Origin of the sequence: Winogradskyella undariae (assembly GCF_013285155.1) — a bacterium.
Lineage (GTDB): Bacteria > Bacteroidota > Bacteroidia > Flavobacteriales > Flavobacteriaceae > Winogradskyella > Winogradskyella undariae.
In genome coordinates this window covers 340,210-356,181 of sequence record NZ_JABTEL010000001.1, presented here as the reverse complement: position 1 = coordinate 356,181, position 15,972 = coordinate 340,210, and the positions used below count along the sequence as shown (strand labels likewise).

Here is a 15,972-nt window from a genome sequence, read left to right as displayed (position 1 = left end):
CTATAAATTAAAATCCTGTTTCTCTTTTCTGAACTAAAAACAAAAAACAATGTCAAATTATTTCAACACATTAGCATTAAGAAATCAATTAGATCAATTAGGAAAATGTCGTTTTATGGATGCTTCAGAATTTGAAGATGGTGTAAACGCATTAAAAGGAAAGAAAATCGTTATTGTGGGATGTGGAGCGCAAGGTCTTAACCAAGGTTTAAACATGAGAGACTCTGGGTTAGATATCTCATACACTTTACGTCAGGTTGCTATTGACCAAAAACGTGAATCTTATAAAAATGCAACTTCTAACGGGTTTACTGTTGGGACTTATGATGAGTTAATTCCTACTGCTGATTTAGTGTTAAACTTAACACCAGACAAGCAACACACCAATGTTGTAAAAGCAATTATGCCTCTTATGAAGAAAGGGGCAACTTTAAGTTATTCTCATGGTTTTAATATTGTAGAAGAAGGTACTGTTGTTCGTGAAGATATTACTGTAATTATGGTGGCACCAAAATGCCCTGGTACAGAAGTAAGAGAAGAATATAAACGTGGTTTTGGTGTACCTACTTTAATTGCGGTACATCCAGAAAATGATCCAGAAGGAAAAGGTTGGGCGCAAGCCAAAGCTTATGCTGCTGCTACAGGTGGAGATAAAGCTGGTGTTTTACAATCGTCTTTTATTGCGGAAGTAAAATCTGATTTAATGGGAGAACAAACCATACTTTGTGGTTTATTACAAACAGGAGCTATTTTATCTTTTGATAAAATGGTTGAAGAAGGCATTGAACCAGGTTATGCTGCTAAATTAATTCAATATGGATGGGAAACTATCACAGAAGCTTTAAAACATGGTGGAATCACCAACATGATGGATAGACTTTCTAATCCTGCTAAAATAAAAGCTTTTCAATTATCTGAAGAATTAAAAGGTATTATGCGTCCATTATTTGAAAAACATATGGATGATATTATCTCTGGTCATTTTTCTAAAACTATGATGGAAGATTGGGAAAATGATGATGTAAATCTATTAACTTGGAGAGCGCAAACTGGTGAAACTGCTTTTGAAAAAACAGCATTAACTTCTGATCCTATTACAGAACAAGAATATTTTGATCATGGTGTATTATTAATTGCATTTGTGAAATCTGGTGTTGAACTCGCATTTGAAACTATGGTAAGCGCAGGTATTATTGAAGATTCTGCTTATTATGAATCTTTACATGAATTACCATTAATAGCTAACACTATTGCTAGAAAGAAATTATTTGAAATGAACCGTGTCATTTCTGATACAGCAGAATATGGTTGTTATTTATTCGATCACGCATGTAAACCATTATTAACCGATTTCATGAAAACGGTAGATACTTCTATCATCGGAAAATCATTCTCTAAAACAACAGGTGTTGATAATAAAGAATTAATTGCGGTTAACGATGCTATTAGAAATCACCCTATAGAATCTGTTGGTCAACGTTTACGTGCTGCTATGACGGCAATGAAAGTTATAAAAACTGAAGATGTAAAAGCTGAAGAATCTGTCTTAGCTTAACTATTATAATCCTGTCAGGTTTTAAAAATCTGATAGGTATTTTTTTAATTAAAGAGGTTCCTGCCTTCGCAGGAAGCAAACATGGAAGAAACCACAACAAACATATACAAGCCTACACTTAAAGCTGTTGAAGCTGCAGCCGAAAGACTTAGAGGCATTGCTCACGTTACACCATTAATAAAAAATGCGCAGTACTCAAAACTGTTTGATGCTAATGTGTATTTTAAAAGAGAAGATTTACAAGAAGTTCGCTCTTATAAAATCCGTGGAGCTTATAATAAAATTTCATCTTTAAGCCCTATTCAAACTGAAAACGAAATTGTATGTGCAAGTGCAGGAAACCATGCGCAAGGTGTTGCTATTTCATGTAAATTATTAAAAATAAAAGGTACTATTTTTATGCCTTCACCAACACCTAATCAAAAAATTGAGCAGGTAAAAATGTTTGGTGAAGATTACGTCACCGTGGTTTTAGTTGGTGACACTTTTGATGACGCAAGTCATGCCGCCATGGAAGAATGCCAACGTTCAAACAAAACATTTATCCATCCTTTTAATGACGAAAAAGTTATTGAAGGTCAAGCAACGGTAGGTTTAGAAATTATAGACCAAGCCAAAGTGCACCCTATACATTATGTATTTGTACCAATTGGAGGTGGCGGATTATCTTCAGGATTATCGTCTGTTTTTAAAATTCTATCACCACAAACAAAAATTATTGGTGTAGAACCTAAAGGTGCGCCATCGATGCTTACTTCAATAAAAAACAATAAAAACACAACGTTAGAAACCATAGAAAGTTTTGTAGATGGAGCTGCTGTAAAACGTGTAGGTGACTTAAACTTTGCAATTTGTAAAGAAAACTTATCTAATGTCATTACGGTAGACGAAGGCAAAATATGCCAAACTATTTTAGACCTTTATAACAAAGACGCTATCGTTGTTGAACCTGCTGGAGCTTTAAGCATTTCGGCTTTAGATCAATATGCAGACGAAATAAAAGGTAAAAATGTTGTTTGTGTTATTAGCGGAAGTAACAACGATATTACAAGAATGGCAGAAATAAAAGAACGCGCTTTAGTTTATGCCAATCTTAAACATTACTTTATTATAAAATTCCCGCAACGTGCAGGAGCTTTAAGAGATTTTGTAGTAGATATATTAGGCCCAACTGATGATATTACACATTTTGAATACACCAAGAAAGCCAATAGAGAAAATGATGTTGCCATTGTAGGATTGCAACTAAAATCACCATCAGACCTAGAACCTTTAATCTCTAAAATGAAACTTCATAATTTCTTCGGAGACTACTTAAATGATAAGCAAGATTTATTTCAATTCTTAGTATAGCTTAACATAGATTTAACCGTATTAAAAGTTGCTTTTTTCGTACCTTTATTAACTGTATTAATAGTTAAAAATAGGTGATTATGAAATCAACATATCAAGATATACCTGAACAATTTAAAATCAACAATTTAGTCCAGCAAGACACGTATTTAGTCGGCGGAAAATTACTGCCATGGACAGGAGAAACTTCGGAAGTATATTCCACTATTTCTTCAACAAAAGATTATAAACCTACACTTCTAGGAACCATACCAACATTAGGAGAAACAGAAGCTTTAAGCGCACTCGACGCTGCATGTACAGCTTACAATAAAGGACAAGGATTATGGCCAACAATGAAAGTTGAAAACCGTATTGCTTGTATGGAGAAGTTTGTAGAGCAAATGAAAACCAAGCGAGAAGAAATCGTTAAACTTTTAATGTGGGAAATTGGTAAAAGCTTACCTGATTCTCAAAAAGAGTTTGATAGAACTGTAGAATACATATACGATACTATTGAAGATTACAAACAAATGGATCGTGATAGCGCTAAATTTGAAAAAAACTCTGGCGTTAATGCACATATAAGAAGAGGACCATTAGGCGTTGTACTTTGTTTAGGCCCTTACAACTATCCTTTAAATGAAACTTTCGCATTGTTAATCCCTGCCATAATTATGGGAAATACAACGATTTTTAAACCTGCTAAACATGGTGTTTTATTAATCACACCTTTATTAGAAGCTTTTAGAAATAGTTTTCCAGAAGGTGTTGTAAATATTATTTATGGAAGAGGAAGAACTGTTGCTGCACCAATTATGCAAACAGGCAAAGTAGATGTATTAGCCTTAATAGGAAATAGTAAATCTGCAAACGCTTTACAAAATCAACACCCAAAAAGTAACAGATTACGTTTAGTACTTGGCTTAGAAGCTAAAAACCCAGCTATTGTATTACCAGATGCCGATTTAGATTTGGCCATAGACGAATGCATTGCAGGCTCTACTTCTTTTAACGGACAACGTTGTACAGCATTGAAAGTATTATACGTACATGAAACCATTGTAGACGAATTTAATAAACGTTTTTCTGCAAAAGTAGATGCTTTAAAATTTGGTAATCCTTGGGAAGATGGTTCTAAATTAACACCATTACCAGAACCTGAAAAACCGACGTATATTCAAGAGTTAATTGATGATGCTACATCTAAAGGTGCTAAAGTGATTAATAAAAAAGGAGGAGAAACTACAGAAAATTATATTTTCCCTGCCGTTTTATTTCCGGTTTCAAAAGATATGCGTGTTTTTCAAGAAGAACAATTTGGACCTGTTATTCCAATCGTCCCATTTAGTGATATCGAAGAACCTTTAGATGACATGGCCGAATCTAATTACGGACAACAAGTAAGTCTTTTTGGTAAAGATGTAAAAACATTAGCACCACTAATTGATACGCTTGTAAATTTAGTTTGTCGTGTAAACTTAAACAGTTCTTGTCAACGTGGACCAGATGTTTATCCTTTTACAGGTCGAAAAGATTCTGCTGTTTCTACTTTAAGTGTGCATGATGCTTTACGTTCTTTTTCAATTAGAACCTTTGTTGCATCAAAAGACAACGACTATAACAATGCGATACTGAAGGACTTAATGGATTCTAAAGCTTCAAATTTTGTAAGCACAGATTACATTCTTTAAACAAAAGACCCTAATAATATGATATTTATAATTTGAGAGTGAATTATTTCGAATTTCACATTAATTCATTAATTCACTTTCAAATTAATTGTCATATAAAATATAATATGTAAATTAGACCTATGTTTACACTAAGACACAAATATAGAACTCCCAGACCAACAGGTCTAGACCTAACAAAACGCTGTCGCTAATTCTTCTAATTAGCAACAAATTCTATAGTCATTTTATTCATCATACTTGTGTACTACTCAAATATCAAATTATATTTTCAGTCTTTAACTATCTTATTAGATAGTCATAGTATTGTACGCCGCTTTTTTATTCGCCGCCCGTAAGGGTACATTTCTATTTTACAGAACTTAGGTGAGTCCGGTTCTACTTTCAAAACAAAAATCAAACATTTTTATAATTAAATATCAATTACAATGGAAATTGTTATTGCTGATAAATCACATAGTGTTTACGCCGAAATTATTTGTAAAACTATTGCTGAAGCTGCTAAAGTAAGAGGAACAGGAATTGCCAAACGAGAGCCTGAATACATTATAACTAAACTACAAAATGGCAATGCTGTTATCGCTTTAGAAGGGGATAAATTTGCTGGTTTCTGTTATATTGAACAATGGGGTCATGGTAAGTTTGTAGCTAACTCTGGTCTAATTGTGCATCCAGATTTCAGAAATATTGGGCTAGCCAAACAAATCAAAAAAGTAGTTTTTAACCATTCAAGAACCAAATTTCCTAATGCTAAAATCTTTAGTATTACTACAGGGTTGGCGGTTTTAAAAATGAATAGTGAATTAGGCTATAAACCAGTTACATTTTCAGAATTAACAGATGACCAATCCTTTTGGAAAGGTTGCCAAACCTGTAAAAACTTTGATGTCTTAACAAGAACAGAGCAAAAAATGTGCTTATGTACTGGTATGCTTTATGATCCTGCTAAAACCGAAACTCCAAAACATGAAAAGCGGAATTACGATAAAAAAGTTTGGACAAGATTAAAACTCATAAAACACAACATGTTTCTTAAAAAGGACAAAAAACAAGATTAAGCATATGAAAAAGTTAGTTATAGCATATAGTGGCGGATTAGACACGTCTTACTGCGCAGTAAGTTTAAGCAAAGCAGGATACGATGTTCATGCCGTAAGCGTAAATACAGGTGGTTTCACACCTGAAGAAATTAAAAGCATAGAAAGTAACGCTTATAAAATGGGTGTTTCTACTTATAAAAATATTGATGCTGTTGCATCTTATTATGATAAAGTGATTAAGTTCTTAATCTTTGGAAATGTACTTAAAAACAATACCTACCCTCTATCTGTAAGTGCAGAACGTATTATTCAAGCTATTGAAATTGTACAATACGCCAAAAGTATTGACGCAAAATATATTGCACACGGAAGTACTGGAGCAGGAAATGACCAAGTTCGTTTTGATATGATTTTTCAAACATTAGCTCCAGAAATTGAAATTATTACACCTATAAGAGACCAAAAATTAACAAGACAACACGAAATTGATTACTTAATTGAAAACGGAATCGATATGTCTTGGAACAAAGCCAAATACTCTGTTAACAAAGGCCTTTGGGGAACGAGTGTTGGAGGAGAAGAAACGTTAACTTCAGAAAAACCGCTACCGGAATCTGCTTATCCTTCACAATTAAAACATACGGAACCAGAAAAGGTAGCCTTAACATTTTTTGAAGGAGAATTAGTTGCCGTAAATGGTGTTAAAAACAATCCTGAAGTAAATATAGAAGTCTTAAATACACTTGCATCGGGTTATGCAATCGGTAGAGATATTCATGTTGGAGATACCATTATTGGCATCAAAGGACGTGTTGGTTTTGAAGCCGCAGCAGCTTTAATCATTATAAAAGCGCACCATTTGTTAGAAAAACACACCTTAACGAAATGGCAATTACAACATAAAGATTACCTGTCTAACTTCTACGGTATGCATTTACATGAAGGGCAATATTTAGATCCTGTAATGAGAAACATGGAAGCTTTTTTACAAAGTAGTCAAGAAAACGTAACAGGCGATGTATTTGTAACCTTAAGACCTTATCATTTTTCACTAGATGGTATTGCTTCCAAACACGATTTAATGAGTGCAAAATTCGGAAGTTATGGTGAAGAAAATAAAGGTTGGACCGCTGATGAAGCTAAAGGATTTATCAAAATTTTTGGGAATCAGAATAAGATTTATCAACAAGTAAACAATTAATCTAAACCTGTCTGATTTTAAAAACTGACAGGTCTCAACATAAAGTTGAAATAAAAACATTCCCACATTCGGAGGAAATAGATATGAAAAAAATAAAAGCAGGAATCATTGGAGGTGCAGGTTATACGGCTGGTGAATTAATACGTTTATTAATGCATCATGCTCATGTAGATATCGATTTCATTTTCAGCACCTCAAATGCTGGAAATAAAATAAGTAAAGTACATCAAGATTTATTAGGAACCACAGAATTAGTATTTTCAGACACTATAAATCCAGATATTGATATTTTATTTTTATGCTTAGGTCATGGAAATTCAAAAGCTTTTTTAGAAAAAAACACCTTTTCTAAAACGATTAAAATTATTGATTTAAGTAATGATTTCAGACTCGAAGCTGATGCTAATTTTAACGGTAAAGCATTTATTTATGGTTTACCTGAACTAAATAAAGGCGACATTAAAAAAGCGAGTTTCATTGCGAACCCTGGTTGTTTTGCTACTGCAATTCAGCTAGCTTTATTACCACTTGCTAAAGCGGGAGTTATAACTAACGATATTCATATTAATGCCGTAACAGGTGCCACAGGCGCAGGAACTTCACTATCAGCAACCACACATTTTACGTGGAGAGATAATAATTTCTCGCATTACAAAGCATTTACACATCAGCATTTAGGCGAAATAAATCAAACAGTTAATATATTACAGTCAGATTTTAATTCAGAAATCAACTTTATGCCAAATCGCGGCGATTTTTCAAGAGGAATTTTCGCAACACTTTACACAAAATTTGAAGGGACACTTGAAGAAGCAAAAACATTGTATTCTGAATTTTATAAAGATGCTGCTTATACCTTTATTTCGGATGAAGACATTCATTTAAAACAAGTGGTTAACACTAATAAATGTATTCTTCATTTACATAAACATGAAAATAAATTATTAGTTACTAGCATTATAGACAACTTATTAAAAGGAGCTTCCGGACAAGCTGTTCAGAATATGAATCTAATGTATGGTTTTGAAGAAACTGAAGGTTTACAATTGAAAGCTAATTATTTTTAACAAACATATTAAGACCTAGCAGGTTTTATAAACCTAGTAGGTCTAAAACCAAATTGAAAATCGCCTAAACTGTCACCTTGAGCGCAGTCGAAAGGTTTAGATAAAATAAAGTTTAACTTAAAGAGATAACCGCTTTCGCGGTCATTAACATGAACCGAGCATTTTTTAATGCGAACACATTTTACCATTAAAAAACAATAGAAAAGCAAAATGAAAATAGCAATCATAGGAACAGGAAATTTAGGAAAATCCATAGCCAAAGGATTAATCACTAACAATGCTATCACCACATTATATTTAACAAAACGAAACCTCGATGATATTCAAGATTTAGAGGGTTATAAAAATGTGACTTTAACAACCGATAATATTGAAGCTGTAAAGCAATCTGATATTTTAATATTTGCTATACAACCCACTCATTTTGAAAAAATCTTAAATGACATAAAACCTCATTTAACAGAAAAACATGTTTTAATTTCAACTATAACAGGTTTTTTAATTCCAAAGATTGAAAGTATTGTCGGCGAAGATCAATTTATAATAAGAGCTATGCCAAATACAGCTATTGCTGTTGGAAAATCAATGACCTGTTTATGTAGTAATGAAAAAGGACAAAAGCGCATTAAAATTGCTGAAGCTATTTTTAATCGATTAGGACATTCATTAGCAATACCAGAATCTCAAATGCAAGCTGCAACAGTCGTTTGTGCAAGCGGAGTTGCTTTCTGGATGCGATTAATTAGAGCAACCACTCAAGCAGCTATTCAATTAGGTTTTGATGCCAAAGAAGCACAAGAATTAGCTATGTACACAAGCGAAGGTGCAGCGAGTTTATTAATTACTAACGGACATCATCCTGAAGAAGAAATAGACAGAGTAACAACACCAAAAGGCTGTACTATTGAAGGTTTAAACGAAATGGAGCACAAAGGTTTGAGTTCATCTTTAATACAAGGTATGATCGCTTCATACAATAAAATTAGCAACATTAAAAAAGAGCAAATATGAGTTTATTTAATGTATATCCATTATTCGACATCACACCTGTAAGCGCAAAAGACGTTTATGTTTATGATGATAAAAACGTGGAATATTTAGACCTTTACGGAGGACACGCTGTGATTTCTATTGGGCATTCACACCCAAAGTATGTATCTGCAATCACTAATCAAGTTGAAAAACTAGGTTTTTACAGTAATGCTATTCAAAATCCATTGCAAGTAGAATTAGCCGATAAACTTGAAGCCTTATCTAACTGTAAAGATTATCAGCTGTTTTTATGTAATTCTGGTGCTGAGGCCAATGAAAACGCTTTAAAACTAGCTTCTTTTCACAATGGAAAAAAGAAAATTTTAGCATTTAAAAATTCCTTTCACGGAAGAACATCTGCAGCAGTTGCAGCAACTGACAACCCCAAAATTGTTGCCCCAATAAACGCACAACAACAAGTCGATTTTGTTGAATTAGGAGATTTAGATGCCGTTGAAAATATTTTAAAACAAAATGAAACTTGTGCGGTTATTGTAGAGTTTATTCAAGGTGTTGGAGGATTAGACCAAAGCACTACTGAATTCTATCAAGGATTAGAAAAACTATGTAAACATTACAACACAACTTTAATTGCAGACGAAGTTCAATCTGGTTTTGGTAGAACTGGTGACTTTTTTGCTTTTCAGAAACATAATATCACACCAGATATTATTTCATTAGCTAAAGGGATGGGAAATGGATTTCCAATCGGAGGTATATTAATTCACCCTTCAATTAAAGCCTCTTTTGGTTTATTAGGAACCACTTTTGGTGGTAACCATTTGGCTTGTGCTGCTTCACTTTCTGTTTTAGAAGTGATAGAAGCACAGAATTTAATGCAAAATGCAAAAGAAATGGAAGCCTATTTCTTAGACAAAGCAAAAGCGCTTCCAAATTTAAAAACCATTAAAGGCCGTGGATTGATGCTTGGTTTAGAGTTCAATTTTCCAATTGCTGATTTACGAAAAAAGTTAATTTTCAATCATCACATATTTACAGGAAGTGCAAAAAACCCTAACCTAATCAGAATACTTCCACCGTTAACTATTCAGAAAAAACACATCGATGTCTTTTTTAAAGCCTTAGAAAAAGAATTAAAAGCATAACAAAACGCCTATTTTGATAGCTATCAAGATTTATTATACATGAGAAATTACACCAAAATTAAAGACATTCAAAACTTATCAGAAACAATAAAGGAAGCCATTTTATTAAAAATGAACCCTTTTGAATTTTCAGAATTAGGGAAAAATAAAACCTTGGTTATGCTATTTTTTAACTCGAGCTTAAGAACGCGATTAAGCACCGAAAAAGCAGCAAAAAACTTAGGTATGAATGTGACCATTTTAAATGTTAATGATGCTTGGAATTTAGAGTTTGAAGATGGAGCTATCATGAACATGGACAAATCTGAACACGTTAAAGATGCAGCACAAGTCATTTCACAATATGCAGACATTATTGCCGTAAGAGCTTTTCCGAGTTTAACGGATAAAGCAAAAGATGAATCTGAATTAATTCTGAATAGCTTCAAAAAACACGCAACGGTTCCTATTGTAAACATGGAAAGCGCTACAGCGCATCCTTTACAAGCCTTAGCAGATGCTATTACCATCACAGAATTGACAGAAAAAGCAAAACCAAAGGTCGTTATATCTTGGGCACCACACCCAAAAGCATTACCACAAGCCGTTGCAAATTCGTTTATAGAAATGATGCAAGAAATGGAAGTTGATTTAACCATTACACATCCTGAAGGTTATGAATTAAATGAAGAAATCACCAAAGACACCCCTATAAATTACAATCAAGAAGAAGCCTTAAAAGATGCTGATTTTGTTTACGTAAAAAACTGGAGTAGCTATAAAGACTATGGAAAAGTACTTCATCAAGATGAAAAATGGATGATGACCAAAGCAAAATTAGGTCATGCAAAATTTATGCATTGTTTACCTGTACGACGAAATGTAGTTGTAGAAGATGCGGTTTTAGACAGCGATCAATCCGTAGTCATTAAAGAAGCTAATAACAGAACTTTTGCAGCACAAGTCGTTTTGAAGCAGATTTTGGAAAAAATATAGCTCTTCGAGCGCAGTCGAGACCTCATATACCTCTCGACTGCGCTCGAGGTGACTGACATCGTAAAATAGAATTATAGAAGACCTTGCAGGTTTCAAAAACCTAGCAGGTCTAAAAAAATAGAAATCAAAAGATACTCGCTTTATCGAGCATAACATGGAAACACTAAAAGTCATAAAAATCGGAGGAAACATCATTGATAACGACGTTGCGTTATCATCTTTTCTAAAAGATTTCTCAAAATTAAAAGGCCCTAAAATCCTCGTTCATGGTGGTGGAAAATTAGCTTCAAAACTAGCTACACAAATGAATATTCCTGTAACTATGATTGAAGGCAGACGTGTTACCAACAATGAAACTTTAGATATTATCACAATGGTTTACGCCGGTAAGATCAATAAAAATATTGTAGCACAATTACAATCTCATCAATGTAATTCAATTGGTTTTTCTGGTGCCGATGGCAATTCTATTGTCTCTATAAAAAGACCAACAGAACCTATTAACTATGGGTTTGCTGGAGATGTAAAACAAGTTAATACTGAAACTCTAAAAATACTTCTACAAAACAATATCACACCTGTTTTTTGCGCCATAACTCATGATAAAAAAGGGCAATTACTAAATACGAATGCAGATACTATTGCTTCAGAATTAGCTATAGGTTTCGCAACAAGTTATCTTACAAAATTGTATTATTGTTTTGAGAAAAATGGAGTTTTAGAAAATGTAGAAAATGATGATTCTGTTATAGAAGAAATTAATACCAAAACATACAAAACACTAATTGAAAACGGCATTATTTATGAAGGTATGTTACCTAAACTAAATAATTGTTTTTATGCCATTAATCATAACGTTAAAAAGGTTTGTATTGGAAAATCAGATATGCTTTTCCATACCAATGCTAAACACACAACAATCACAAAATGATAGAAAGACTTACAACAGAAGCCATAGCGTTACTAAAACAACTTATAGAAACGCAATCATTTTCTTCCGAAGAAGACCAAACTGCTTTATTAATTGAAGATTGGTTTAAAACACAAAAAATTCCTTTTAACAGGAATCAAAACAATATTTGGGCGACCAATAAATATTTTGATGAGAGTATGCCTACTCTATTATTAAACTCACATCACGATACCGTAAAACCAAACAACGGCTACACTAAAGATCCACTAAAAGCCATTGTAGAAGATGGTAAACTATACGGTTTAGGCAGTAATGATGCAGGTGGTTGCTTAGTATCTTTAATAGCTACTTTTACTTACTATTACAACAAGAAAAACCTCAACTATAACTTAGTTATTGTAGCTTCTGCAGAAGAAGAAAGCAGCGGTCCAAATGGACTAAATAGCATGCTATCTATTATTCCAAATATAGACGTTGCTATTGTAGGCGAACCAACATTAATGAATCTTGCTATTGCAGAAAAAGGATTAGTGGTTTTTGATGCTAAAGTAAAAGGTACTGCTGGACATGCCGCACACCCAAATGAAGACAATTCTATTTACAATACAATAGAGGTTTTAAAATGGTTTAAAGATTATGAGTTCACCAAAAAATCACCCACTTTAGGTGATGTAAAAATGACGGTAACACAAATCAATGCAGGCAAACAACACAATGCAATACCATCAGAAGTAGATTTAGTGATTGATGTTCGTGTAAATGATAAATATACCAACGAGCAAATTGCTGAAATCTTAAAAAGAAAATCACCCTGTACTAGCATCATACCAAGGAGCTTACGATTAAATTCTTCTTCAATCCCTATAAATCACGAATTAGTAGAAGCCGGAATTGAACTAGAAAGAGAAACCTATGGTTCACCTACCCTATCAGATCAAGCAGTTTTAAGCTGTCCTTCCTTAAAATTAGGCCCTGGCGACAGCACACGCTCGCATACAGCAGATGAATTTATTTATTTAGCTGAAATTGAAGAAGGAATTGATATTTATATTAAATTATTAGAAAAAGTATTGTAAAAACAGAAGAATCAAGATCATATGCTTTATCGCATGAATAAAGAGTCCGTGTTCTAACAGTGAAGCGGTCTTGCTTCTTGGTTCTAAATTTTAAGAATTAAAATTTATATTATGAAATTGTGGGACAAAGGATTTTCAATCGATAAAAAAATAGAATTATTCACCGTTGGTAACGACCGAGAAATAGACATGCATATTGCAAAATATGATGTCCAAGCATCTTTAGCACATGCTATAATGTTAGAATCAATAGGAATTATAACTTCTGAAGAATTAACACAACTTAAATCAGGATTAGAAATATTAGCAACATCTATTAAAGAAGGTACTTTTATTATTGAAGATTCGTTTGAAGATGTACATTCTAAAATTGAACACGAATTGACCAAAACCTTAGGTGAAGTTGGAAAGAAAATTCACACTGCTCGTTCTAGAAATGATCAAGTTTTAGTCGCACTTCAACTCTATTACAAAGAGAATCTAGAAATTATTAATAACAAAACAAAAACATTTTTTGATACCCTTTTAGGCTTAGCCGACACCTATAAAACCAAATTAATACCTGGTTACACACATTTACAAGTTGCAATGCCTTCCTCTTTTGGATTATGGTTCTCTGCTTATGCGGAATTATTAATCGATGATGTTTACGTTTTAAATGCGGTTTCAAAAATAGCAGATCAAAACCCTTTAGGTTCAGCTGCTGGTTACGGAAGTTCATTTCCTATTGATAGAAATATCACCACCAAAGAACTTGGTTTTTCTACTTTAAAATATAACGTTGTTGCTGCACAATTGAGTAGAGGAAAAAGTGAACGTGCTATTGCAAGTGCTTTAGGCGGACTTTGTAACACGATGTCTCGTTTTGCTATGGATATTTGCCTGTATATGAGTCAGAATTTTGGTTTTGTAACGTTCCCTGATGAATTAACAACAGGAAGCAGTATTATGCCACACAAAAAGAATCCTGATGTATTTGAACTGATTAGAGGAAAGTGTAATAAAATTCAAGCTTTACATTCTGAAATGTTACTTATCACCAATAATTTACCAAGTGGTTATCACAGAGATTTTCAATTATTAAAAGAGAACATCATTAATGCTTTTGAAGACGTAAAAGACATTTTAGATATCTTTAATTATGCTATTCAACAAATCATTGTAAAAGATATTGATTTGAAGGATGAAAAATACCAATACTTATTTACAGTAGATAGCATCAATAATTTAGTGGTGGATGGCATGAGTTTTAGAGAAGCTTATCAAAAAATTGGAGGACAAGTCCAAGCTGGTACTTATAAACCAGATTTAGGTAAAAAACATTCTCATATTGGAAGTATTCATAATTTATGCTTAGAAGACATTAAAGCTAAATACCCAAAATAAATACAATTAAAATATAAAATAGTTTAAACAAAAAAAGCATCTGAAATCAGATGCTTTTTAGTTTCTACTCTAACAAAAAGACTACCCCTAGATTTTATAGTAGTAGAAATATTTTTAAAATTGATTTGATTATAAACCAATCAAATCTCCTTCTTCATTTTTAGTTGCTAAATCAGATGTTCCCATTAAGAAAATATCTACCTGACGAGCTGCTTCTCGTCCCTCAGAAATAGCCCAAACAATTAACGATTGTCCACGACGCATATCTCCAGCAGTAAACACTTTTGGTACATTAGTTTGATATTTACCATATTCAGCCTTATAATTAGAACGTACATCTCTGTGAATCCCTAATTGATCAGCTATTGTAGCTTCAGGACCAGTAAAACCAAGTGCAAGTAATGCTAAATCACATTTCCAAGTTTTTTCAGTTCCAGGAACCTCAATTAATTTAGGTTTTTCTCCCGGAACCATTTCCCATTCTACATTTACGGTTTTTAATGCCGTAAGTTCTCCTTTACTATTAGTAACAAATTCTTTTGTATTAATCAACCAGTTTCTCTCCACACCTTCTTTATGAGAGGTAGATGTTTTTAACTGTAACGGCCAATATGGCCATGGTGTAGAAGGTGAACGATGCCCTGGTGGCTTTGGCATAATTTCAAAATTAACAACCGATTTTGCACCTTGACGATTCGATGTACCAATACAATCTGAACCTGTATCACCACCACCGATAACAATCACATTTTTTCCTGTAGCTAATACTTGATTTTTTACTTTTTGACCAAATACAACTTTAGTTTGCTGCGTTAAGAAATCCATAGCTTGCACAACACCATCAGCTTCAATACCTGGTGTTGGTAAACTTCTACGTTCCGTTGACCCACCGCAAAGTACTACAGCATCAAACTTTTTCAATTCTTTAATATCGTAATTTACACCAACATTGACATTGGTTTTAAATATAATTCCTTCAGCTTCTAAAATCGCTATACGACGATCAATAATTCCTTTTTCCATTTTAAAATTAGGAATTCCATAGCGTAATAAGCCACCAATAGCATCATCGCGCTCAAAAACAGTAACCGTATGACCTGCTCTGTTTAATTGTTGAGCTGCAGCTAAACCTGCAGGCCCAGAACCAACAACAGCAATTGTTTTTCCTGTTCTTACCTTTGGCGGTTGTGGCTTAATCCAACCTTCTTTAAAGGCGCGTTCAACAATATTTTTTTCAATATTCTCTATAGAAACCGGATCTTCAATAATACCTAAAACACATGCTTGCTCACATGGCGCAGGACATAAGCGACCTGTAAATTCAGGAAAATTATTTGTAGCATGTAATATCCAAGATGCTTTTTGCCACTCTCCTTGGTGTACCATATGGTTAAAATCCGGGATTAAATTCCCTAACGGACAACCACTATGACAAAACGGAATACCACAATCCATACAACGAGAACCTTGCTCTGTCATACCTTTATCACTTAAAGGCACCGTAAACTCATTATAGTTTTTTACACGATCCTTTACTGGTTTATATGTCTCATCTTTTCTTTCGAATTCCTTAAAACCTGTTACTTTTCCCATTG

At 33.4% G+C, this 15,972-nt stretch carries 13 protein-coding genes; 12 read left to right on the top strand and 1 reads right to left on the bottom strand.

Annotation, left to right across the window (positions count from 1 at the left end):
• The first annotated feature begins 49 nt into the window (after positions 1-49).
• From ilvC to argH, 12 genes are all read left to right on the top strand, one after another.
• Positions 50-1,555 carry a ketol-acid reductoisomerase gene (gene ilvC / locus HSX10_RS01445; protein WP_173586420.1) on the top strand — a complete coding sequence of 502 codons (1,506 nt, stop codon included), beginning with the start codon at positions 50-52 and terminating at the stop codon, positions 1,553-1,555.
• Positions 1,556-1,636: 81 nt separating this feature from the next.
• Positions 1,637-2,908 carry a threonine ammonia-lyase IlvA gene (gene ilvA, locus HSX10_RS01440; protein ID WP_173586419.1) on the top strand — a complete coding sequence of 424 codons (1,272 nt, stop codon included), beginning with the start codon at positions 1,637-1,639 and terminating at the stop codon, positions 2,906-2,908.
• A gap of 80 nt (positions 2,909-2,988) precedes the next feature.
• Positions 2,989-4,581 (top strand): NADP-dependent glyceraldehyde-3-phosphate dehydrogenase, encoded by a 1,593-nt coding sequence (locus HSX10_RS01435; RefSeq protein ID WP_173586418.1) that lies wholly within the window; start codon positions 2,989-2,991, stop codon positions 4,579-4,581.
• Between the two features lie 428 nt (positions 4,582-5,009).
• Positions 5,010-5,639, top strand: coding sequence for a GNAT family N-acetyltransferase (locus HSX10_RS01430; protein ID WP_173586417.1), 630 nt, complete (start codon positions 5,010-5,012; stop codon positions 5,637-5,639).
• 4 nt (positions 5,640-5,643) lie between these two features.
• Complete coding sequence (locus HSX10_RS01425) at positions 5,644-6,822, top strand: argininosuccinate synthase (protein ID WP_173586416.1); 1,179 nt, start codon at positions 5,644-5,646, stop codon at positions 6,820-6,822.
• An 83-nt stretch (positions 6,823-6,905) separates the two neighbouring features.
• Positions 6,906-7,889 carry an N-acetyl-gamma-glutamyl-phosphate reductase gene (argC, locus tag HSX10_RS01420; RefSeq protein WP_173586415.1) on the top strand — a complete coding sequence of 328 codons (984 nt, stop codon included), beginning with the start codon at positions 6,906-6,908 and terminating at the stop codon, positions 7,887-7,889.
• 210 nt (positions 7,890-8,099) lie between these two features.
• Positions 8,100-8,900 carry a pyrroline-5-carboxylate reductase gene (gene proC, locus HSX10_RS01415; protein WP_173586414.1) on the top strand — a complete coding sequence of 267 codons (801 nt, stop codon included), beginning with the start codon at positions 8,100-8,102 and terminating at the stop codon, positions 8,898-8,900.
• Complete coding sequence (locus HSX10_RS01410; protein ID WP_173586413.1) at positions 8,897-10,027, top strand: aspartate aminotransferase family protein; 1,131 nt, start codon at positions 8,897-8,899, stop codon at positions 10,025-10,027. Before proC ends, HSX10_RS01410 begins: the two co-directional genes overlap by 4 nt.
• Before the next feature lie 39 nt (positions 10,028-10,066).
• Entirely contained in the window at positions 10,067-11,002 is a 936-nt protein-coding gene (locus HSX10_RS01405) for a Rossmann-fold NAD(P)-binding domain-containing protein (RefSeq protein WP_173586412.1), read from the top strand.
• Positions 11,003-11,156: 154 nt separating this feature from the next.
• On the top strand, positions 11,157-11,933 hold the full coding sequence (gene argB, locus HSX10_RS01400) for an acetylglutamate kinase (protein WP_173586411.1): 777 nt from the start codon (positions 11,157-11,159) through the stop codon (positions 11,931-11,933).
• Positions 11,930-12,991: a M20 family metallo-hydrolase gene (locus HSX10_RS01395; protein WP_173586410.1), complete on the top strand. Its 1,062-nt coding sequence runs from the start codon at positions 11,930-11,932 to the stop codon at positions 12,989-12,991. The genes argB and HSX10_RS01395 overlap by 4 nt, the downstream gene beginning before the upstream one ends.
• A gap of 111 nt (positions 12,992-13,102) precedes the next feature.
• The gene (gene argH / locus HSX10_RS01390; RefSeq protein ID WP_173586409.1) at positions 13,103-14,377 is read left to right on the top strand and encodes an argininosuccinate lyase; all 1,275 of its coding nucleotides are present in this window, start codon (positions 13,103-13,105) and stop codon (positions 14,375-14,377) included.
• 129 nt (positions 14,378-14,506) lie between these two features.
• Here the strand turns inward: argH and HSX10_RS01385 are convergent, their stop codons facing one another.
• Entirely contained in the window at positions 14,507-15,970 is a 1,464-nt protein-coding gene (locus HSX10_RS01385) for a glutamate synthase subunit beta (RefSeq protein WP_173586408.1), read from the bottom strand.
• Positions 15,971-15,972: the final 2 nt, after the last annotated feature.